Source organism: Bradyrhizobium sp. USDA 4541 (assembly GCF_024171085.1).
In the GTDB taxonomy this organism is placed as follows: Bacteria; Pseudomonadota; Alphaproteobacteria; order Rhizobiales; family Xanthobacteraceae; genus Bradyrhizobium; species Bradyrhizobium australafricanum.
In genome coordinates, this window is the sequence record NZ_JALJZF010000001.1 from 4,979,805 (window position 1) to 4,998,074 (window position 18,270).

The 18,270-nt window shown below is 65.3% G+C and carries 21 protein-coding genes; 10 read left to right on the forward strand and 11 right to left on the reverse strand.

Annotated features, from left to right (window positions below; all coding sequences use genetic code 11):
• Nucleotides 1-112 precede the first annotated feature (112 nt).
• The 7 genes from J2R80_RS23420 (at nt 113) to J2R80_RS23445 (ending at nt 5,857) form a co-directional block, all read left to right on the forward strand.
• A complete protein-coding gene (locus tag J2R80_RS23420; protein WP_253607960.1) occupies nt 113-895 on the forward strand; it encodes a MotA/TolQ/ExbB proton channel family protein in 783 nt (260 codons plus the stop codon).
• The gene (locus tag J2R80_RS23425) at nt 892-1,581 is read left to right on the forward strand and encodes a hypothetical protein (protein ID WP_076828495.1); all 690 of its coding nucleotides are present in this window, start codon (nt 892-894) and stop codon (nt 1,579-1,581) included. Before J2R80_RS23420 ends, J2R80_RS23425 begins: the two co-directional genes overlap by 4 nt.
• A complete protein-coding gene (locus J2R80_RS23430) occupies nt 1,574-2,182 on the forward strand; it encodes a hypothetical protein (RefSeq protein ID WP_076828497.1) in 609 nt (202 codons plus the stop codon). The genes J2R80_RS23425 and J2R80_RS23430 overlap by 8 nt, the downstream gene beginning before the upstream one ends.
• A 618-nt stretch (nt 2,183-2,800) precedes the next feature.
• Nucleotides 2,801-2,935, forward strand: a complete 135-nt coding sequence (locus tag J2R80_RS43300; protein ID WP_016843141.1) for a hypothetical protein — start codon at nt 2,801-2,803, stop codon at nt 2,933-2,935.
• Nucleotides 2,932-3,525, forward strand: coding sequence for a TetR family transcriptional regulator (locus J2R80_RS23435; RefSeq protein WP_076828498.1), 594 nt, complete (start codon nt 2,932-2,934; stop codon nt 3,523-3,525). The genes J2R80_RS43300 and J2R80_RS23435 overlap by 4 nt, the downstream gene beginning before the upstream one ends.
• Before the next feature lie 107 nt (nt 3,526-3,632).
• The gene (locus J2R80_RS23440; RefSeq protein WP_076828500.1) at nt 3,633-4,373 is read left to right on the forward strand and encodes a metallophosphoesterase; all 741 of its coding nucleotides are present in this window, start codon (nt 3,633-3,635) and stop codon (nt 4,371-4,373) included.
• A 5-nt stretch (nt 4,374-4,378) separates the two neighbouring features.
• Nucleotides 4,379-5,857, forward strand: coding sequence for a bifunctional serine/threonine-protein kinase/universal stress protein (locus tag J2R80_RS23445; protein WP_076828502.1), 1,479 nt, complete (start codon nt 4,379-4,381; stop codon nt 5,855-5,857).
• A gap of 13 nt (nt 5,858-5,870) precedes the next feature.
• Here J2R80_RS23445 and rpe read toward each other — a convergent pair whose 3' ends face one another.
• Nucleotides 5,871-6,572 carry a ribulose-phosphate 3-epimerase gene (gene rpe / locus J2R80_RS23450; protein ID WP_076828504.1) on the reverse strand — a complete coding sequence of 234 codons (702 nt, stop codon included), beginning with the start codon at nt 6,570-6,572 and terminating at the stop codon, nt 5,871-5,873.
• A 253-nt stretch (nt 6,573-6,825) separates the two neighbouring features.
• Here rpe and J2R80_RS23455 point away from each other — a divergent pair, with 253 nt between their 5' ends.
• A complete protein-coding gene (locus J2R80_RS23455; protein ID WP_076828506.1) occupies nt 6,826-7,617 on the forward strand; it encodes an EF-hand domain-containing protein in 792 nt (263 codons plus the stop codon).
• 158 nt (nt 7,618-7,775) lie between these two features.
• Here J2R80_RS23455 and J2R80_RS23460 read toward each other — a convergent pair whose 3' ends face one another.
• The 6 genes from J2R80_RS23460 to J2R80_RS23485 all read right to left on the reverse strand — a co-directional run bounded on the left by J2R80_RS23460 (nt 7,776) and on the right by J2R80_RS23485 (nt 14,063).
• Nucleotides 7,776-8,771, reverse strand: coding sequence for a P1 family peptidase (locus tag J2R80_RS23460; protein ID WP_076828508.1), 996 nt, complete (start codon nt 8,769-8,771; stop codon nt 7,776-7,778).
• A 177-nt stretch (nt 8,772-8,948) separates the two neighbouring features.
• Nucleotides 8,949-10,067, reverse strand: a complete 1,119-nt coding sequence (locus J2R80_RS23465) for a branched-chain amino acid ABC transporter substrate-binding protein (RefSeq protein WP_028339917.1) — start codon at nt 10,065-10,067, stop codon at nt 8,949-8,951.
• Between the two features lie 166 nt (nt 10,068-10,233).
• A complete protein-coding gene (locus tag J2R80_RS23470) occupies nt 10,234-10,983 on the reverse strand; it encodes an ABC transporter ATP-binding protein (protein WP_018272406.1) in 750 nt (249 codons plus the stop codon).
• Complete coding sequence (locus J2R80_RS23475; protein WP_028336791.1) at nt 10,980-11,813, reverse strand: ABC transporter ATP-binding protein; 834 nt, start codon at nt 11,811-11,813, stop codon at nt 10,980-10,982. The genes J2R80_RS23470 and J2R80_RS23475 overlap by 4 nt, the downstream gene beginning before the upstream one ends.
• On the reverse strand, nt 11,810-13,135 hold the full coding sequence (livM, locus tag J2R80_RS23480; RefSeq protein ID WP_309143770.1) for a high-affinity branched-chain amino acid ABC transporter permease LivM: 1,326 nt from the start codon (nt 13,133-13,135) through the stop codon (nt 11,810-11,812). The genes J2R80_RS23475 and livM overlap by 4 nt, the downstream gene beginning before the upstream one ends.
• A gap of 10 nt (nt 13,136-13,145) precedes the next feature.
• On the reverse strand, nt 13,146-14,063 hold the full coding sequence (locus J2R80_RS23485) for a branched-chain amino acid ABC transporter permease LivH (RefSeq protein WP_076828509.1): 918 nt from the start codon (nt 14,061-14,063) through the stop codon (nt 13,146-13,148).
• Nucleotides 14,064-14,431: 368 nt separating this feature from the next.
• Between J2R80_RS23485 and J2R80_RS23490 the strand changes: the two genes are divergently transcribed.
• A complete protein-coding gene (locus J2R80_RS23490; RefSeq protein ID WP_168858023.1) occupies nt 14,432-14,578 on the forward strand; it encodes a hypothetical protein in 147 nt (48 codons plus the stop codon).
• 737 nt (nt 14,579-15,315) lie between these two features.
• Here J2R80_RS23490 and J2R80_RS23495 read toward each other — a convergent pair.
• Together J2R80_RS23495 and J2R80_RS23500 are read right to left on the reverse strand one after the other, a co-directional pair.
• Nucleotides 15,316-16,074 carry a hypothetical protein gene (locus tag J2R80_RS23495; RefSeq protein ID WP_253639481.1) on the reverse strand — a complete coding sequence of 253 codons (759 nt, stop codon included), beginning with the start codon at nt 16,072-16,074 and terminating at the stop codon, nt 15,316-15,318.
• A 10-nt stretch (nt 16,075-16,084) separates the two neighbouring features.
• On the reverse strand, nt 16,085-16,264 hold the full coding sequence (locus J2R80_RS23500) for a hypothetical protein (RefSeq protein ID WP_143270940.1): 180 nt from the start codon (nt 16,262-16,264) through the stop codon (nt 16,085-16,087).
• Here J2R80_RS23500 and J2R80_RS23505 point away from each other — a divergent pair.
• Entirely contained in the window at nt 16,254-16,781 is a 528-nt protein-coding gene (locus tag J2R80_RS23505; protein WP_076828512.1) for a hypothetical protein, read from the forward strand. The genes J2R80_RS23500 and J2R80_RS23505 overlap by 11 nt on opposite strands.
• On the opposite strand, the gene J2R80_RS23510 is transcribed toward J2R80_RS23505, so the two are convergent.
• Both J2R80_RS23510 and pcaD read right to left on the reverse strand, forming a co-directional pair.
• A complete protein-coding gene (locus tag J2R80_RS23510) occupies nt 16,761-17,153 on the reverse strand; it encodes a carboxymuconolactone decarboxylase family protein (protein ID WP_028339924.1) in 393 nt (130 codons plus the stop codon). The two genes, J2R80_RS23505 and J2R80_RS23510, sit on opposite strands and share 21 nt — an antisense overlap.
• Before the next feature lie 253 nt (nt 17,154-17,406).
• Nucleotides 17,407-18,189 carry a 3-oxoadipate enol-lactonase gene (gene pcaD, locus J2R80_RS23515; protein WP_076828562.1) on the reverse strand — a complete coding sequence of 261 codons (783 nt, stop codon included), beginning with the start codon at nt 18,187-18,189 and terminating at the stop codon, nt 17,407-17,409.
• Nucleotides 18,190-18,270: the final 81 nt, after the last annotated feature.

Below are 18,270 nucleotides of genomic sequence, written 5' to 3' on the forward strand. Positions count from 1 at the left end.
AATTTGCCTGACGGAATCTGGGCAGATGTCTTTGGACGGCGCAGGCCGGCTCTGCTCTAACGGAAGGTGAGGCCCGCGCCGCGCCTCACGGAACACAGGGAGCTCACGCAGCATGGATGCCAAGGTCGATGTCGCGGCCGCATCGGCCGGCACGGACGCGGCAGAGCGCAGCGCCCTGCTGCTCTGGATGATCTTCACCGGCCTTTCGGTGTTCGCCGCATTCCTGCTGTGGCGCTACGGGCTGATCCGCCTCATGATCAGTTCCGACCGCACCTACATTTCCAGCGTCATCGCCGTCCTTTACATCGTCACCTGCATCCATTGCTTCTGGCGGACGCGGGCGATCGCGCGGGAAGGCGAGGTCGCGCGCTCCTGCCGCACCATCCTCGCCGCGCCCGATGGCGCCAAGATCCTTGCATCGGGGGCGCTCGCATCAAATGCCCGCGGCCTGCCCGGCGGGCTCGTCACCGATCACATCAAGAGCCTGGTGCAGAAGGCCGAGGCGCAGGCCAAGGGGCGCATCGACCAGACCCTGCTGCTGCGGACGCTGGCGGACCGGCTGCGCGGGTCCAACGGCTTCGGCGCCTTCGTCTCCGACACGCTGATGAAGCTCGGCCTGCTCGGCACCATCATCGGCTTCATCATCATGCTGGCGCCGATCGCTTCGCTGGATGCCGCCGACAAGGTCGCGATGAAATCGTCGATGGGCCTGATGAGCGACGGCATGGCGGTCGCGATGTACACGACGCTGGCCGGGCTGATCGGATCGATCCTGGTCCGGATCCAGTATTACATGCTCGATTCCGCGACCCAGCGGGTGTTTTCCGACGCAGTCGTGCTGACCGAGACGCACGTCACGCCGGCCCTCGAACGTCGCCTTGGTACGCCGTCATGATGGATGAGTTCGGGCTCTATCCGCGCGAGGAGCCGTTCGATCCGCTCGGCGTGATGTTGTTCAAGGCGCTGCAGGTCATCGCCTTCCTGTTCTTCTTGGCGCTGCTTGCGGTGTCGCCGGACTCCAAGGAAGGCAAGATCGAATCCAAGGCGGAGTTCATCATCACGATGGACTGGCCGGACAACCATCCTGACGATCTCGACTTGTTCGTGCAGGATCCGGCCGGCAACATCGCCTGGTACCGGCATCGCGAGGCCGGCTTCCTGACGCTCGATCGCGACGACCGCGGCGGCGCCAACGACTTCATCGTGGTCAACGGCAAAAAGATCGCATCGCCGATCCGCGAGGAGATCGTCACGCTGCGCGGCGTCGTCGCCGGCGAATACACCGTCAACGTCTCGCATTTCCAGGCGACGACCGGCCAGCCAGTGCAGGCCAATGTGAAGGTGCAGAAGCTCAATCCGACCGCGCAGGTGATCTTCGACGACAAGCTGACCGTCGATCACACCGGCGACGAGAAGACCGCGGTCAGGTTTCGTCTCGATGCCGAGGGCAAGGTGATCAACGTCGACCGGCGGCCGAAATCGCTGCTCGAGACCTTCCGCAGCAGCTGGCGCAACGGCGGCGACCTCGATCCTAACACCGGCGTCCCGAAATCCGGCGTCAGGGTGCTCCGCAATGATTAGCTTGCAGTCGGCGATCCTCACGCTTGCGGTCGCATACGCGGTGGTCGGTGCGCTGCTCTTGATCGTGCTGGTCTATGCGCGGCTGCACTGGTCGCTGAAGGCTGTCGTCATCGTCGTGACCAGCGCGTTCTATTTCGTCAGCTTCGGCGGCATGCGCGATCTGCTCGGCTGGGCGTCCGCGGAAAAATTGCCGGCGAATTTCAAGCTGCTGTCGACGCGGATCGTGGAGCCGCATTCGCTGGAGGGCGACCCCGGCTCGATCTATCTCTGGGTCGAGGAGCTTGACGAGGACAACCGGCCGAGCGCGATCCCGCGCGCCTTCCGCATTCCCTATAGCGACGCGCTGGCGGCGCAGACCCACACCGCCGAGAACGAGATCAAGGCCGGGCACCCGCAAGGCGGACGGGCGGCGGATTTCGGCGGCGGCGACGGCACCATCATCGACTTCGTCAGGGAGTACATCACGCCGAAGACGATCCTGGAGACGACCGGCGGTGATTCCACGACGGGGACGTTCGTGGCCCCGCCGGCCGGCGCGCAAGGGTCGGTGTTCACGCCGCTGCCGCCGCCCCGGATGCCGCCCAAGGACGAGCAGCGATAGCAGGATGCCTCCCCGGGAGGGTGGCACAAAAATAGGGATCGGGAATAATCAGTCAGCGGGATGGACAGTAATCATCCGGAATTCCTCAATTCCCTGAAGTGTGTAGTCTTGGGGCTAACCGGGGCTAGATTTCATCCCGAAGCGATTTTCCCGGCAAAGGGGCCGCTGCGTGAAGCGGCCCCTTTCGATTCCGTCGCCAAGCCCGGTGAGGGGCCGGCGCGGTGAGGCGGGCTCACAGCACCGTCAGGAATGCGATCGCAAGAACCATCAGCCACCCGACAATGACGAGCGAGACCACCGCGCCCGCGGTGATCTTGGCGATCTCCTTCAAGGTCATTGGCCGGTCCATGCAAGTCTCTCCCAGGTAGCCCCGAGCGAGAGATAGGCGCGGATTGGCAGATCGCCCCCGCTGCTCACGGAACGTTGTAGCGCCCATCAGCCGGGGGCTTTCCCGGGAGGACCGCTGTCATTTCACAAAATATTGTCTGACAGATATTGAAATCTGTCAGCGGGATGGTGTATATATTCATCAGCCCAAGGGAGGAGGGCGCCCAGTGGCTGTTCCGGCGTTTGGCCGGGGAGCCGGACTTAATTTGACTACCTCGAAGGACTACCTCCATGACCATAGAAATCTTTCAATTGACCGCCCAGATTCAACAGTGGCTCAATCTTCGCGTCGCTCGCCACTTGGCCGCCCAGGCCGCCAAGTTCACCCGCGGGCAGGACAGCGATAACCAGACGGTAAACGCATGAACGAGGCGGTGGTTTTGACACCCGAGCGGATCCTTGAGGCAACTGAGGATGTCTTGAGGCGCTTCGGGTTGACCAAGGCCACCGTTGTCGACGTTGCCCGTGCGCTGGATGTCAGCCACGGCAGCGTCTACCGTCACTTCCCCAGCAAAGCCTCGCTGCGCGATGCCGTCGCCAAGCGCTGGCTCGACCGCGCCAACGAGCCGCTGTGCAAGATCGCAGCCGGCGAAGGCCCGGCGCCGGAGCGGCTGGAGCAATGGTTGCGCACCGCCTTCACGATCAAGCAGAAGAAGGTCTGCGACGATCCCGAGATGTTCGCGACCTACCTGGCGCTGGCGCAGGACGCGCGCGAGGTGGTGGAAGCCTACAAGGACAAGCAGGTCGACCTGATCGCGAAAATCCTCTCCGACGGTGTCGCGCAGGGCGTGTTCGAGATCGACAATGTGAAGGCGACCGCCCGTGCCGTGTTCGACGCCACCGTCCGCTACCATCACCCGGCGCATGCTGAGGAATGGGCCAAGCCGGAATGCCCGGGGCGGATCGATGCGCTGCTGGCCCTGCTGCTGAAGGGCCTGCGGGTCTGCAAGCCCTAGCTGAGCTTTCTGCCGACATCCCCTGACCACCTGATGCCTTTGGCCCGATTGCGAGCCCGGGGCCGCATGTGCTTGATATCGGATAGGGATCAGCAACGCGGACCACGATGCGGCTTGCACTGTTTGCCGATATTCACGCCAACCGGCAGGCCTTCGCCGCCTGCCTCGACGCTGCGCATGCGCGCGGCGCCGAGCGGCTGATCTGCCTCGGCGATATCGTCGGCTACGGTGCCGATCCCGAATGGGCCGTCGACACGGTGATGGACCTCGTCGCCAAGGGCGCGATCGCGGTGCGCGGCAATCATGACAATGCGATCGGCGTGCCGAGCGACAGCATGAATGCCGAGGCGCAGGCTGCGATCGACTGGACCCGCGGCCGGCTCAGCGGCGAGCAGAAGGCGTTCCTTGCCGAGCTTCCGATGTCGCGGGAGGAGGACAATCGGCTCTACGTGCACTCCGAAGCTTCGGAGCCCGCGAAATGGCGCTACGTGCGCGACACCGCGGACGCCGCGCGCAGCATGATGGCCACCGAGCTGCAGATCACGTTCTGCGGCCACATCCATCGTCCCGGCCTCTATTCGATGTCCTCGACCGCCAAGATGACGAGCTTCGTTCCGACTTCGGGCATCGCCGTTCAGTTGCTGCCGGGGCGGCGCTGGCTTGCGGTGCTCGGCTCGGTCGGCCAGCCGCGCGACGGCGATCCCGCGGCGTCGTTTGCGATGTTCGATACCATAAGCCGCGAGATCACCTTTCATCGCGTGCCCTACGACGTCGCAACCGCGGCGGCGCGGATCAAGGCGAACGGCCTGCCGCACTGGCTCGCCGACCGCCTGCCGCTCGGCCGGTGACGCCGATGGCGGCGCTGGCGATGCAGGCGGGCGCCGAGATCGATGGCTTCACCATCGGCGAACGCGTGCACCGCGGCGGCATGGCGACGCTGTGGAGCGTCACCCATCCCGGCATCACCGTGCCGCTGCTGATGAAGGTGCCGCTCACCTCGGAGGGCGAGGATCCGGCCGCGATCGTCAGCTTCGAGATGGAGCAGATGATCCTGCCGCGGCTGTCGGGGCCGCACGTGCCGGCCTGTTTCGGCACCGGCGACTTCGAACGCCAGGCCTATGTGGTGATGGAGCGCATCCCCGGTCAGACGCTCTACAAGCGGCTCGGCGAGCTGCCGATGCCGTATGAGGAGGTGAGGGTGATCGGCGGCAAGGTCGCCACCGCGCTCGCCAGCCTGCACCGGCAGAACGTCATCCATCACGACATCAAGCCGAGCAGCATCATGTTCCGCGAGCGCGGCGAGGCGGTGCTGATCGATTTCGGCCTCTCGCATCACCGGCATCTGCCCGACCTGTTGCAGGAGGAGTTTCGGCTGCCTTACGGCACCGCGCCCTACATGGCGCCGGAGCGCTTGCTCGGCGTCCGCGACGATCCGCGCAGCGATCTGTTTTCGCTCGGCGTGCTGCTCTACTTCTTCACCACCGGCGTCCGCCCCTTCGGCGAGACCGAAAGCCTGCGCGGCATGCGCCGGCGGCTGTGGCGCGATCCCTATCCGCCGCGCGAGCTGAAGCCCGACTATCCGCCTTGGCTGCAGGAAATCGTGCTGCGCTGCCTGGAGATCGACCCCGCCGCGCGCTATCCGACCGCGGCGCAGCTTGCCTTCGATCTCGGCCATCCCGATCAGGTGAAGCTGACGGCGCGGGCGCAGCGGCTGCGCCGCGATCCGCTCAGCACGGTCTGGCGCCGCCGCTTCAATCTCGGCGCGGTGCCGCCGCGGCCGAAGTCCGATGTCGCGGCCCAGCTCGCCTCGAGCCCGATCGTGGCCGTCGCGCTCGATATCGGCGAGGGTGCCGAGGCGCTGAACGACACCATCCGCGTCACCGCCGAGCGGGTGCTGTCGACCTCGCCCTCGGCGCGGCTCGCCTGCGTGAATGTGCTGAAGCTCAATCGCCTGGCGATCGACCGCACCCATGACGAGCAGGGCCAGAACAAGCATGTCGACCGCCTGGTGGCGCTGCAGCACTGGGCGCGGCCGTTCGGGCTCGAGGAAGGGCGGTTGACCGTGCATGTGCTGGAGGCGATCGATCCGGCGGCCGCGATCCTCGAGTTCGCCGCGGTCAACCTGGTCGACCACATCATCATCGGCGCGCGGCAGAACTCGCTGCGGCGCGCGCTGCTCGGCAGCGTGTCCGCCAGGGTCGCGGGGGAAGCGCCGTGCACGGTGACCGTGGTGCGGCCGTCGCGGCTGGCGTCGCAAGCGGACGACGGCGAGAGCGATGAGGCGGCCGAGCAAGCGGCGAATGCCGCGGCCACGCCGCCCGCACTGTTCTAGTTTCCCCGGATCGTCAGATCGCCTCGCCGCGAGCTTCGGCCGCCGCATGGCGGATCGCGGCGATGTTGGTCTTGTAAGCCTCGACCGTGCCGCCCTTGAACACGGCGGACCCCGCGACAAAGGCGTTGGCGCCGGCGGCCGCGAGCTGGCCCGCGACGTCGGGTGCAACGCCGCCGTCGACCTCGATGTCGATCGGCCGGCCCGCGATCATCGCCCTGACATCGCTGATTTTGCCGATCGCCGAGCGGATGAAGGCCTGGCCGCCGAAGCCGGGATTGACCGACATGACCAGCACGAGGTCGATCAGGTCGAGCACATATTCGATCGCGCTCGCCGGCGTTGCCGGATTGAGCGAGACGCCGGCCTTCTTGCCGAGCGCGCGGATCGCCTGCAGCGAGCGGTGCAAATGCGGGCCGGCCTCGGCATGCACCGTGATATGGTCGCAGCCCGCCTTGGCGAACGCCTCCAGGTAGGGATCGCAGGGCGAGATCATCAGATGGGCGTCGAAGATCTTTTTGGTGTGCGGCCGCATCGCCTTGATGACGTCGGGGCCATAGGAAATGTTCGGCACAAAGTGTCCGTCCATCACGTCGAGATGGATCCAGTCGGCGCCGGCCTGGTCGACGGCGCGGACCTCCTCGCCGAGCTTTGAGAAATCCGACGCCAGGATCGACGGAGCGATAACGAGGGGACGCGGGGTGAATGACTGAGTCATGTCAGCTGTTCCGGAACACTTCAGGGGGCGACGGGTGAGTCCGCCTAACATGCGGACGCGTGGCGGGCAATGACGAGCGGACGGCGCTCTGCGACCGGAAAATTCTTCCGCCGGCGGCAGCTCTTGCCGGGTGCGCGGAACCCGCTTCGATGCGGGAACGCCTGGTTTTGCTGGGTTTTTGCCATGGCACGCCCTTTGCTCAGCCATTGACCAGCGTTTGAGCCGCCAGGCGCGGCCCTGTTGGAGTATTGCCATGCTGTTCGCCCTTGGCGCTGCGTCGTCGGCCATTGACCTCTTGAGCTCGCTGATGTCGTCGAAGTCGACGACCAAGACCGGCAGCTCTGGTCAGGGGAATCAGACCACCGGCCTGTTCGCCCCTTCGACCGGTACATCGACGTCGGCCGGCAGCAGCACCGGTACCGGCTCGGGCAGCGGCTCTCCGCAGATTTCGCCCCTGACGATGGGCGCGCTGATTTCCGCGCAAAGCCAGTCCCAGACCGCGGTTTCAAACAGCCCGACGGCGGCCAGCCGCTCGGATGCGCTCAAGGACCTGTTCTCGCAGATCGATGCCGACGGCAACGGCAAGATCACCCAGTCGGAATTCGAGAACGCGCTCGGCGCCGGCGGCACCAATACGGCGCAGGCCGACGACGTGTTCTCCAAGCTCGACAGCAATGGCGACGGTAACGTCAGCCTCGACGAGATGTCCCAGGCCTTGCAGGGCCACAAGGGCGGTGGCCATCATCGCCATCACATGGCCAGTGGCTCGACCGACGAATCCAGCAGCGGCGCGGGCGGATCGAGCTCCGATCCCTTGATGCAGGCGCTGGACGGCGCGACCTCGACGTCGGTGACCAACAGCGACGGCTCGACCACCACGACGACGACCTATGCCGACGGCTCGAAGGTGGCTATGACGACGCCGGCCACATCCTCCGCGACCCTCAACGCGGCTTCGTCCTACAATATCGTCGAGCAGCTGATCCAGCGCCAGGCGAAGGCGATCTCGGCGCAGGACTTCGCTGCGATTTCGGTCAGCGCTTAAGACGAGACTGGTAATTTCCGTCATTGCGAGGAGCTCGGCGACAAAATTGCAAAGCAATTTTGCGCTGGAGCGACGAAGCAATCCATCTGTCCACATGTGCGGACAGATGGATTGCTTCGCTTCGCTCGCAATGACGGCAGAGCCAGAAGCGCGATGATCTAACCGAATCTGTCCCGCCAGCTCGGTAGCGCGCCGGCGAATGGCAGCGCGGCCGCTGAATGGACGCCGCGGGCGATGGCGCGCGCCACCGTGTTGGCGGCGAGCGCACCGAGCCTGGTGAGGCCGAACAGCGGATCGATCGGCCTGGCGCCGGTCGCGGCGGCAAACACCACGTCGCCGTCGAGCGGGGCGTGCACCGGATAGATCGCGCGCGCCATGCCGGTCTGCGCGATCATCGCAAGCCGCCGTGCCTGCGGCTTCGTCAACTGCGCATCGGTCACCACGACGACGAGGGTGGTGTTCTCGACGGCGCGCGCGTCGGCGCCGCCCTTCAGCCGCGCCTTTAGCATGTCCGGCGTGAACGAGGGCGGCAGGCCGCGCCCGCCGAATTCACCGCCGACCTCGAACGGCGCCGCCCAGAACCAGGGGCCGCTGCCGACCGTGACGCTGCCGACCGCGTTGACCACCGCGAGCGCCGCGACCGTCACGCCGTCGTCGGTCATGTCGGACGCCGAGCCGAGGCCGCCCTTCAGGTTGGCCGTGGTCGCGCCCATGCCGGCGCCGACGCTGCCGAGCTCGAAGTCATCGGAGGCGGCATTGGCCGCCGCGTAGCCGAGGTCGCGATAGGGCGGAAAGCGTCCCCACGCCTTGTTGCCGCCGTTGAGCAGGTCGAAGCAGATCGCGCCCGGCACGATCGGGATCACCGCGTCGCGGATACGGAAGCCGCGGCCGCGCTCGGCGAGCCAGGCCTGCACGCCGCCGGCGGCATCGAGCCCGTGCGCCGAGCCGCCGGACAGCGCGATGGCGTCGATCGCCTCGACGACGTTGTGCGGCGAAAGCAGCGCTTCCTCGCGGGTCCCGGGACCGCCACCGCGGACATCGATCGAGGCGACCGCCGGCCGCTCGAACAGGATGGCGGTGACACCGGAGGCGACCGTGGGATCGTCGGCATGGCCGACGGCAACGCCGGCAATATCGGTGAGAAGGTTTTTCACGATGGGTCCATCCGCCTGCTGTCCGATCGATCCGGTATAGCAGCCGCAACGGATGCATCAACCGTCGGGCATGGGCGGGCAAGCACCTGCGGTAAGACTTGCAGGCAACAGGTCAAGAAAACGCCCCGGCGGACCGGGGCGTTCTCGTACTCTGATTGGATCAGACGCGAGAGAGGCTCAGGAGCCCTTCGGATTGATCTCGGTGTAGTTGCCCTTGGCGTCCCACTTGTAGACGACGTAATCGATCGCCTTGATGTCGCCCTTGGCGTCGAAGGCCATCTTGCCGAGCACGGTGTCCCACTCGCCGGCCTTGATGGTGTCCATCACCTTCTTGGCGTCGGTCGAACCGGCCTTGGCGACGGCCTGCGTCCAGACCTGCATCGCGGCGTAGGTGTAAAGCGTGTAGCCCTCGGGGTCGATGTTCTTGGCCTTGAACTTCTCGACGATCGCCTTCGCGGTCGGCTTGTTGCGCGGGTCGGGGCCGAAGGTGAACAGCGTGCCTTCGGCGGCGGGGCCGGTGATCGAGGCGAATTCCTTGTCGTTCATGGCATCGCCGGCCATCAGCACGGTCTGCAGGCCCTGGTCGCGCATCTGGCGCAGGATCAGGCCGGCTTCCTGATGGTAGCCGCCGACATAGACCAGATCGATGTTGTCGCGCTTCAGGCGCGAGACGATCGAGTTGAAGTCCTTGTCGCCCTTGTTGTAGGACTCGAACATCTTCTCCTGGAAGCCGGCCTTGTTCAGCGCCTTCTTGGTCTCGTCGGCGAGGCCTTTGCCGTAGGTGGTCTTGTCGTTCAGGATCGCGACGTTCTTGCCCTTGTAATTCTTCATGATGTAGTCGGCTGCGACCAGGCCCTGCTGGTCGTCACGGCCGCAGACGCGCGCCACGTTCCAGAGCTTGCGCTCGGTGAACAGCGGGTTGGTCGAGGCCGGGGTGATCTGCAGCACGTTGGCGTCGGCATAGGCCTCGGAGGCCGGGATCGAGGACGACGAGCAGAAATGGCCGGCCACGAACGGGATCTTCGAAGAGCCGATCTTTTCCGCGATCGAGCGCGCCTGCTTCGGATCGCAGGCGTCGTCGTCGGCTTCCAGCGCGAGCTTCTTGCCGAGCACGCCGCCGGCGGCGTTGATGTCGGCGACCGCCTGCTCGGCGCCGTTCTTCATCTGCCGGCCGAAAGCGGATTCGGAGCCCGTCATCGGGCCCGCGACGGCGATGGTGATGTCTTGCGCGAACGCGCTCGCCGATAATGCGAACGAAGCGCCAAGTGCCAGGCCGATCAGCTTCAGTGATTTCATGAGACGTCCCTCGTGGTCGTTGCCTCTTGCGGAAGGGCCCGGCACGCCGGGCCCCAAAACCGCGGGCATTCTCAGCTGATTTCGCGGCGAAGTCACCGGCAATTTTCAGGCAAATCGACGCTGCATCCGCCGCGTCTTGCTTGCGGGGACGGCACGGAACGTCAAGCTAGCCGCGGCGGCCGCCTTCCAGATAGGCGGCGCGGATTTCCGGGCGCTGCAGCAATTCGGCGCCGGTTCCGGCCAGCGTGATCAGCCCGTTGACCATGACATAGCCGCGATGGGCGAGCTTCAGCGCATGGTTGGCGTTCTGCTCCACGATCAGCACGGTGAGGCCGTCCTGCCGGTTCAGCGTGCGGATGGCGTCGAAGATCTGCCGCGCGATCAGCGGCGCGAGCCCGAGCGAGGGCTCGTCCAGCATCAACAGCCGCGGCCGGCTCATCAGGGCGCGGCCGATCGCCAGCATCTGCTGCTCGCCGCCCGACAGCGTGCCGCCGCGTTGTGCGACGCGTTCCTTCAGGCGCGGGAACAGCGCGAACACCCGCTCCAGCCCGGCTGCGCGCTCGGCCTCGCTGCATTCGGTGGCATCGGCGCCCATCTGCAGGTTTTCCGCGACGCTCATGCGCGGAAAGATCCGCCGGCCCTCCGGCGATTGTGCGATGCGCAGCCGCGCGATCTCGTGGGTCGGCACGCCGGTGATGTCACGGCCGTCGAACTCGATGGCGCCGGCGCGGGCGCGCGGCCTGCCGAAGATCGTCATCATCAGCGTCGACTTGCCGGCGCCGTTGGCGCCGATCAGGGCGACGATCTCCCCGCGATTGATCTCGATATCGACGCCCTTCAGCGCCTCGATCTTGCCATACGCCGCGCGCACGCCGCGCACCGCGAGCAGGGGTGTCGTTGCCTGTGCCGCGCTCACGTGCCGCTCTCCATCACGGCGATCGCCTCTTCCTCGTCGGCGCCGAGATAGGCGGCGATCACCTTGGGGTCGTCGCGCACCGTCTGCGGCGTGCCTTCGGCGATCTTGACGCCGTAATCCATGACCACGACGTGATCGGAGATCTCCATCACGACCGACATGTCGTGCTCGATCAGGAGGATCGAGGTGCCCTGTTCGTTGCGGATCGACAGCAGCAGCTCGTTGAGCCCGCCGCTCTCGCGCGCGTTCAGACCGGCCGCCGGCTCGTCGAGACAGAGCAGCACCGGTTCAGTGCACATCGCGCGCGCGATCTCGAGCCTGCGCTGGTCGCCATAGGGCAGATTTCCCGCGGCATCGTCGGCGCGGTCGAGCAGGCCGACGCGCGCGAGCCAGGTCCGCGCCAGATCGATGGCGCGCTGCTCGGCCTCGCGCCAGGACGGCAGGCCGAGCAGCCCGAGCAGGGTCAGGCCCGAGGCGCGCATCAGCGCGTTGTGCTGGGCGACCATCAGATTTTCCAGCGCGGTCATGCCGGGAAACAGCCGGATGTTCTGGAAGGTGCGCGCCACCTTGGCCTGCTTGGAGATGCGGAAATCGTTCAGCCGCTCGAGCTGGATGGTGCGGCCGTCGTCATGGGCGAGGCGGATCGCGCCCCCGCTCGGCCGGTAGAACCCGGTGATGCAGTTGAACACGGTGGTCTTGCCGGCGCCGTTCGGCCCGATCAGCGCGGTGATCTTGCGCCGCTCGGCCGCAAAGGACAGCTCGTTGACCGCGACGATGCCGCCGAAGCGCATCATCAGGCGGTCGACGGTGAGGATGGGGTCGCCGCTCATCCGTGGCCCTCCTTGACGAGGTCGGACGAGATCGCCAGGTTGCGTTCCAGGAACACGGTCGGCGCGCGATGGCCGATCAGCCCGCGCGGCCGCCAGATCATCAGCAGCACCATCGCCATGCCGAACACCAGCATGCGGTATTGATCGAGGCCGCGGAACAGCTCGAAGCCGCCGATCATGGTCAGCGCGGCGAGCGCCACGCCAAGCTGCGAGCCCATGCCGCCGAGCACCACAATCGCCAGCACCAGCGCCGATTCCTGGAAGGTGAAGGATTCCGGGCTGATGAAGCCCTGCCGGGTGGCGAAGAACGCGCCGGCGAGGCCGCCGAACATCGCGCCGGTCGCGAACGCCGTCAGCTTGGTGGTCGTGGTGTTGATGCCGAGCGCGCGGCAGGCGACCTCGTCCTCGCGCAACGCTTCCCAGGCGCGGCCGATCGGCAGCCGCCGTAGCCGGATCGTCACCCAGTTGGTGATCAGCGCCATCGCCAGGATCAGATAGAACAGGAAGACGAGGCGGTGGGTCGGCGAGAATTCGATGCCGAGCTTGGCGGCGAGCCCGTCGTCACCCGCCGTCAGCGGAATGCCGAACATGGTCGGGCGGGGAATTCCCGAGACGCCGTTGGGGCCGCCGGTCAGGCTCTGCCAGTTGATGATGACGAGGCGGATGATCTCGCCGAAGGCGAGCGTCACGATCGCAAGATAGTCGCCGCGCAGCCGCAGCACCGGGAAGCCGAGCAGCACGCCCCAGAACGCCGCCAGGATGCCGGCAAGCGGCAGGCAGACCCAGAACGACAATCCGAAATTGGTCGCAAGCAACGCATAGGAATAGGCGCCGACCGCGTAAAACGCGACATAGCCGAGGTCGAGCAGGCCGGCGAGGCCGACCACGACGTTCAATCCCCATCCCAGCATCACATAGGTCAGGACCAGGATCGACAGGTCGAGAATGTAGCGCTGGTTGTAGAAGATGACAGGCACGAGGAAGGTGAACACCAGGAGCGCCGGCGCCAGCCAGCGGCCGGCGAACGACATCGCCGATTGCACCGGCTTCGGCACGATGCGGTCCTTGTCGACCGGTCCCCACCATTGCCGCAGCAACTCGACGACGATGCTGCCGCCGAACACGGTAGCGACAAGGGCTGCGAGGTCGCCGAACCGCGTCCAGTAGATCAAGCCGCCCTGCGGCCCGGCCTCGGTGCGAATGCCGATCATCAGCGAGAACAGCACCAGCGCGACAAGGGCGCTGATCAGGGCCTTCTTGAGAATGAAGGCGCTGCCCGAGGGCTGCGCGGCGTGCGAGGGGCGGGCTGAGGTCGCGCTCACGAAGTGCCTGTCAGACTTTTTCGACTTCGGGACGGCCGAGCAGGCCGGTCGGCATGAAGATCAGCACCACGATCAGGATCGAGAACGCGGCGACGTCCTTGTACTCAACCGAGAAATAGGCCGACCAGAACGTCTCGATCAGGCCGATTGCGAGCCCGCCGAGCATCGCGCCCGGCAGCGAGCCGATGCCGCCGAGCACGGCGGCGGTGAACGCCTTGATGCCAGCGACGAAGCCCATGAAGAAATCGACCAGGCCGTAATACAAGAGATACATCATGCCTGCGACCGCGGCGAGCGCGGCGCCGATCACGAAGGTCATCGAGATGGTGTAGTCGACGTCGACGCCGAGCAGCGCGGCCATGGTCTGGTCCTGCTCGCAGGCGCGCATGTCGCGTCCGAGCCGGGTGCGCGAGACCAGCCAGGTGAACAGCGCCAGCACGACGATGGTGGCGAGCACGACCATGATCTGGATGTTGGAGAGCTGCACGGCGAAGCCCGACGAGCCTTCATGCAGCGTGTAGCCGCCGGTGATGATCGGCGGCACCGGCTTCACCCGCGCGCCCTGCGACACCTGTGAGAAATTGGTCAGCACGAATGACATGCCGATCGCCGAGAGCATCGGCGCCAGGCGGAATGAATGCCGCAGCGGCCGGTAGGCGATGCGCTCGATGGTCCAGCCGTAGAGCGCCGTGATCGCCATCGAGACCAGCAGCACGATCAGCAGGATCAGGGGGATCGCGGTGAGGCCGAGCGACACCAGCACCAGGAACGAGATCAGCGCGATGAAGCCGCCGATCATGAAGATGTCGCCATGGGCGAAGTTGATCATGCCGACGATGCCGTAGACCATCGTGTAGCCGATGGCGATCAGGCCGTAGATCGAACCGAGCACGAGGCCGTTGATCAATTGCTGGGCGAAATAATCCATACGCTGCCGTCAGAGCCTGTTCGGTTGAGAACCGACCAGGCTCTCGTGTTGATCTGGACGCGCTTTCTTCACGCGAACCGGTTCCCACTTCGCTCGAAAACGCTACGTCGAGGGTGACGCGGCGAGGGCCCCGGCAGCCTGATCCGTCGCGTCGTGTCGTTTTCTAACAGTGGAACCCCGGCCGCGGCAACAGCGTGGCAGCAGCAGAAAGGGCTTGTACATAACTAGTTTGGCGGATGCGGTTCCGATGTCACAGGGCCGACATGGCCTTGCCTTGCAATGATCACGCCGGAACCCGTGTTCCCCGAGCAACCGCGCTTCCGACGCGCGCGTTGTCCCCAGCTTGATGAAAGCAAGGGAGTAGCTGAATGAGCAACCCAAATCAGAATCCGGGACAGCCGAACCAGAACCCCAATCAGAAGCCCGGCCAGCAGCAGCAGGGCGGCGGCCAGAAGCCCGGCCAGCAACAGCAGGATCAGGGCCGGCAGGGTCAGAAGCCCAATCCGGAGCGCTAATTCGGACAATTGAGCCGAACTAGCAGGGAGGCCTCGCCGAAAGGCGAGGCCTCCCTTGTGTGTGCCGAGCATGACCGGCAGCTTGGAGGTGGAAGTCCTCTATCCAGCCTGATGACGGTGAAGGATTAGCGAAGCGCAAGGGCGTCATCGCGAGGTGGGGTCTGAAGGAAGCGTGGAGCAAAGCCGCGGCCCGATGGACAAAAACCGGATAACGAGGCCTACCCGGCCGGACGAGCGAGCACGTGATCGCGAAGTCCACGGTCATCAAGGGCCGGGGTGGTAAATCCGGCGGGCGTGCGGCGAAGGCGGTCGATCTTACCTCGGGAGATCTGCGCTGCGTCTCGGCAACGAGACTGAGGTCGTCGTAAGGCGATCTGACCGCAGTGCAGAAGTCAGCAGAGGGCATAGTAGGCGGAACGAGTTTCGCCGAAGGCCTGAACGCTGGAAGTGACGAGTAGATGCAGCGATATCGCATCGGCCATGCGACTGAATTCCGGGCAACTGGCCTCGGAACGGCGGGAAGGGGTGAAACCCTGACTGACGCTGATCAGAGGAGTCGAAGCTGGCGCGACGATTGCTGACACCCAAACTACGGCGGCAACAGAACAACTCTTGCCGCTTAATCCAGCGAACCGCCGTATACGGACCCGTATGTACGGTGGTGTGGGAGGGGAGGGGCTGCGAGGCTCCCCCCTATCCCGATTCAGGCTGGACCCTTTTCGCTTGGGCTGTCTTGTTCAGGCCAACTGGTCGGCGAAGCGGCCGCGGAAGGCGTACGAACCGAAATGCGTGAGCTCGCTTCGAAGGTCGAGCCAGATTTTGCCGCCGAGATCGATCCAGCGCCGGCAGAACGCGTAATCTTCGGACAGATACTCGCCGGTTGTCTTGTCGATCATGCATTCGAACAGCGAGACGCGGTCGAGGTCGGCGCGAACCAGGTCGCCGGTGTTCAAGTCGTTGCTTTTGTGGTTCGCCCGATATTTGAGTTCGGGATGGGCGTCGCACAGCCTGACGAGGGCGGATCGCTTCATCATGAGAAAGCCGGTTCCGGCATATCGGACCTTGGCGAAGCCGTCGCCGCGAGATGTGATCTGGTCGCCCTCCCATGTGACGACATAGTCCAGCGAGGATGACGCGAGGTTCTTGCGCTTGGCGTCCGCAGCCCGCTGCACCTTTGCCCAATCGATGTGCTTGAGCGGATAGGCCGCGGCGGAAACGTCGGTGCCGCAATCCAGCAGCCGGAACACGGACTCGGGTTCGAACCCGATATCGGCATCGATGAACAGGAGATGGCTGGCGCCGGATGCAAGGAATTGGTGGGCCAGTTCGTTCCGGGCGCGGACGATCAGCGATTCGTTTCCGATCAGATGAAACTGGATGTCGATGCCCCGGGCGGTGGCCGCAGCTTGAAGCTTCAGGGCGGACAACACATAGGCCATCTTCAGATCGCCGCCGTAGCAGGGCGTTGCGACGAAAACGCGCGCTCTTTCGGTCATTTTACCCCCTTTATCCCCGGCCGGCGCCGATCTTGCGCAGATCCCGGCCTCGATCCGGAATCATCGCATCGCGCTTAACCTTAACAAAGGGTTTAAATTGCTGCCGGCAATTGATCGGCGTTAGCTCGCAAGCTGAACCGTCGCCGGTCTGAAAGGCGCGGGATGCACGGGAAGCGGCAATGTCGAACAACTGGCGGATCAGCTCCTTCAACGGCGCGCTGCTTGCGGCCTATTTCATTCCGGTCTGGACCATCATCGCCTTCAGCATCATGGTGTCGCCGATCCACGGCCTCTATGAGCGGCCGAGCGTGTCGATCGCGTTCTATGCCAGCGACTATCTGCACCTCGGCAAGATGGCGACGGTGCGCCTCGCATGGCTGCTCGCGCTGGCGCGGATCACCGTGGTGGCGTTCTTCGCAGTCTTCCTCGCGATGGCCGCCTTCTCACCGCTGCGCAAGAGCAGCAGCGGCGCCGACGAGGCGCTGGCGGTGGCGCTCTGCCTCGGCAGCGTGCTGAGCTTCGCCAGCATGATGATGGCCTCCAAGGTCGGCGAGGTCGAAGCGTTGCGCATGCATGCGGCCGAGCTCCTGATGCTGCTCGGGACCGCGATCGTGATGTTGTTCGAGACTGCGCCGAAACGGGCCGTCGAGCCGCCCGTCGCCGAGGCGGGCGCGCCTGCGAGCGAGCTATCCCTTCAGCAGCCCTAGCTCGGCAATGATCGCGCCGGCTTCCTTGACGGCGTGGTTGGCCGCTGGCACGCCGCAATAGATCGCCTGCTGCAGCAGGATCTCCTTGATGTCCTCGGGCGTGAAGCCGCCCTCGGCGAGCGCGGCGCGCACATGCAGGCGGAATTCGTCCCACTGGCCGAGCGCGACCATGGTGCCGATCACAAGCACACGCCGGGTGCGGTGATCGAAATGCGGCCGGGTCCAGATGTCGCCCCACGCATAGCGCGTGATCAGGTCTTGGAAGTCGGTGTTGAACGCGTTGCGGTTCTTGATCGACTTGTCGACCCATTCATTGCCGAGCACCTTGCGGCGCTGCGTCATGCCGTCGTCGCGGCGCTGATTGTCGTCCATGGATGTCTCCTCATGAAATCGTAGCCCGGATGGAGCGCAGCGCAATCCGGGGCTTCAGCGTTGGCCGAAGGACTTGTCCCGGATTTCGCTTCGCTGCATCCGGGCTACGTGCTGATTGTGGCCCATAGAGCATCTTTCCCGGTTACGTCATTCCGGGGCGGTCCGCAGGACCGAACCCGGAATCTCGAAGTTATGGATGCGGATCGAGATTCCGGGTTCGATGCTTCGCATCGCCCCGGAATGACGATGACCGTTACCGTTGCGTCAGGAAGCCGACCACGGCCTCGGTGAAGGCGTGCGACTGCTCGACGTTGGAAATGTGCGCGGCATCGAGCAGCGTCATGCTGGCGCCGGGAATGCCGCTGCGGATCATTTCGCCTGCCGACACCGGCGTCGCCATGTCCTGCTTTCCTGCAATCACCAGGGTCGGGCTCTTGATCTTCGGCAGCAGGGCGCGCTGGTCGAGTGTCGACAGCGCCTCGCAACAGGCGAGATAGCCTTCGACCGGCGAGGCAACCAGCATCGCTTTCATGCGCGCCGCGGTCTCCGGCTCGCGCTCGCGGAAATCGGCGGTCAGCCAGCCCGCGATCACGGTATCGGCGACGGCGGCGATGCCGCCTTCCTTCACTACCTTGATGCGGTTCAGCCAGTTGGTCGGATCGGGGTAGTAGCAGGCGGTGTTGGCGAGGATGATCTTGCCGAATCTTTCCGGGGCATTCGCTCCCAGCCACTGTCCGACCATGCCGCCCATCGACAGGCCGCACCAGTGCACCTTCTCGATGTTGAGGTCGTCGAGGATCGCCAGCACGTCGCGGCCGAAGCGCTCCATGGAGTAGGGGCCCGCCGGCACGCCGGACTTGCCGTGACCGCGGCGGTCGTAGCGGATGACGCGGAACAGCTGCGTCAGCGCCCGCATCTGCGGCTCCCACATCTGCAAGGTGCAGCCGAGTGAGTTCGACAGCATCAAGGTCGGTCCGCCGTCGCGGCCGTCCACCTGGACGTTGAGCAGGCACCCGTCGGCGTTGATCATCGGCATCGTCTTGTCCCTCTCGTCATGCGCTTGCCGGGTCATCTGCGCGAACATGCGCTTCGCGCTGTTGCCCGGCAATGACATCGT

Bases quoted from the DNA above. Each gene is read 5' to 3' on its own strand.
- pcaD (WP_076828562.1), bottom strand. From the start codon at position 18,189: ATGCCGATGATCAACGCCGACGGGTGCCTGCTCAACGTCCAGGTGGAC.
- J2R80_RS23490 (WP_168858023.1), top strand. From the start codon at position 14,432: ATGAGCAACCCAAATCAGAATCCGGGACAGCCGAACCAGAACCCCAAT.
- J2R80_RS23455 (WP_076828506.1), top strand. From the start codon at position 6,826: ATGCTGTTCGCCCTTGGCGCTGCGTCGTCGGCCATTGACCTCTTGAGC.
- rpe (WP_076828504.1), bottom strand. From the start codon at position 6,572: ATGACTCAGTCATTCACCCCGCGTCCCCTCGTTATCGCTCCGTCGATC.
- J2R80_RS23435 (WP_076828498.1), top strand. From the start codon at position 2,932: ATGAACGAGGCGGTGGTTTTGACACCCGAGCGGATCCTTGAGGCAACT.
- J2R80_RS23495 (WP_253639481.1), bottom strand. From the start codon at position 16,074: ATGACCGAAAGAGCGCGCGTTTTCGTCGCAACGCCCTGCTACGGCGGC.
- J2R80_RS23420 (WP_253607960.1), top strand. From the start codon at position 113: ATGGATGCCAAGGTCGATGTCGCGGCCGCATCGGCCGGCACGGACGCG.
- J2R80_RS23465 (WP_028339917.1), bottom strand. From the start codon at position 10,067: ATGAAATCACTGAAGCTGATCGGCCTGGCACTTGGCGCTTCGTTCGCA.
- J2R80_RS23445 (WP_076828502.1), top strand. From the start codon at position 4,379: ATGGCGGCGCTGGCGATGCAGGCGGGCGCCGAGATCGATGGCTTCACC.
- J2R80_RS23510 (WP_028339924.1), bottom strand. From the start codon at position 17,153: ATGGACGACAATCAGCGCCGCGACGACGGCATGACGCAGCGCCGCAAG.
- J2R80_RS23505 (WP_076828512.1), top strand. From the start codon at position 16,254: ATGTCGAACAACTGGCGGATCAGCTCCTTCAACGGCGCGCTGCTTGCG.
- J2R80_RS23425 (WP_076828495.1), top strand. From the start codon at position 892: ATGATGGATGAGTTCGGGCTCTATCCGCGCGAGGAGCCGTTCGATCCG.
- J2R80_RS23430 (WP_076828497.1), top strand. From the start codon at position 1,574: ATGATTAGCTTGCAGTCGGCGATCCTCACGCTTGCGGTCGCATACGCG.
- J2R80_RS23475 (WP_028336791.1), bottom strand. From the start codon at position 11,813: ATGAGCGGCGACCCCATCCTCACCGTCGACCGCCTGATGATGCGCTTC.
- J2R80_RS23440 (WP_076828500.1), top strand. From the start codon at position 3,633: ATGCGGCTTGCACTGTTTGCCGATATTCACGCCAACCGGCAGGCCTTC.
- J2R80_RS23485 (WP_076828509.1), bottom strand. From the start codon at position 14,063: ATGGATTATTTCGCCCAGCAATTGATCAACGGCCTCGTGCTCGGTTCG.
- J2R80_RS43300 (WP_016843141.1), top strand. From the start codon at position 2,801: ATGACCATAGAAATCTTTCAATTGACCGCCCAGATTCAACAGTGGCTC.